This window comes from Vibrio sp. YT-17, from assembly GCF_033337375.1.
Lineage (GTDB): Bacteria > Pseudomonadota > Gammaproteobacteria > Enterobacterales > Vibrionaceae > Vibrio > Vibrio alginolyticus.
This window is the reverse complement of record NZ_JAWOQP010000148.1, coordinates 1-1171: the sequence shown is the minus strand read 5'-3', so window position 1 is coordinate 1171 and position 1171 is coordinate 1. Positions and strand designations below refer to the sequence as shown.

General features: G+C 44.3%; 1 protein-coding gene. It reads right to left on the bottom strand.

Annotated features, from left to right (window positions below; genetic code table 11):
* On the bottom strand, positions 1 to 971 hold a 971-nt coding region (locus tag R7F67_RS24550), incomplete at its 3' end, for an RNB domain-containing ribonuclease (RefSeq protein WP_318057504.1).
* Positions 972 to 1171 lie beyond the last annotated feature (200 nt).

The window sequence follows — 1171 nt, the reverse complement described above, 5'->3', positions numbered from 1 at the left end:
AGCCAATCAGAAACGTGATCGTATGCTAGGCGCGCATGTGACTTGATGTTTGCAGCGAAGAATTTGATGTCGTCACCAATCACACCGTCTTTGCTCACTGTTACGGTGCAGCAGATTGCTGGGCGGATTTCGCCTTCAATTAGAGAACATAGGTTGTCCGCTAGGTCACGAGGTAACATCGGGATGTTACGGCCTGGTAGATAAATGGTGTAACCACGTTCACGCGCGACTTTATCCATTTCGTCTTCAGGTGTGATGTACGCAGTTGGGTCAGCAATCGCGATAGTTAACTCAAAATCACCAGATTCTGTTTTCTTCGCGTACAACGCGTCATCCATATCTTTGGTTGATTCACCATCGATTGTGACGAAAGGAACATGAGTCATGTCGATGCGCTCTAGATCGGCGTCATCTTTTAATTCCCAGTTCTCAATGCCAGCAGGTTCTGAGTTTGGTAGATCGTTTTGCGCTAGCGTTACCCACCACGGTGCGATTTTGTCGTCAGCGTCAGTGATTTTCTCTGAAATTTCAACGAAGAACGTGTTGTCGCCTTTTAGCGGGTGACGAACAAGATGTGCTACAACCCAATCACCTTCCGCGAAGTTGTCAGGCTTTAAACCTTTCTTCAGTTTCGCTTTTAGAGACAATTTCTTTAGTTGAGGATGGTCAGGCACGACATTTAGCTTGCCTTTGAACATTTTTACTCGACCGATAAAGCGAGTAAGAGATTGTTCGATCAGCTCTTGTGGTTCTGCGACTTCACGTTCATTTTCAGTACGGATGATGGCCACGACTTTGTCGCCGTGAATGCACTTTTTCATGTACGCTGGTGGGATGAAGAAGCTGGTCTTGCTGTACACTTCCAGGAAACCAAAGCCTTTATCTGTTGCTTTGATTGAACCTTCTTTTTTAGGCAGGTTTTCTTGGATTTGCTGCTTAAGCTGGGCTAATAGCGGGTTATCTTGAAACATCTTTTCTTAACTTACCAATGGAGTTGGCCACACTATAATCATTGCGGGCTATTATTACTACCTAAAGCACACAAATTCGCTGTGAATTATTGAGGAATTAAACAGCTCAACGGTGCTTTTCTCTTCGGAGAAACGGGCGGTAGGTGGATTTTTATGCGGATATTACCATTAGTGAGAATAAATTGTGATGTAATTCAATT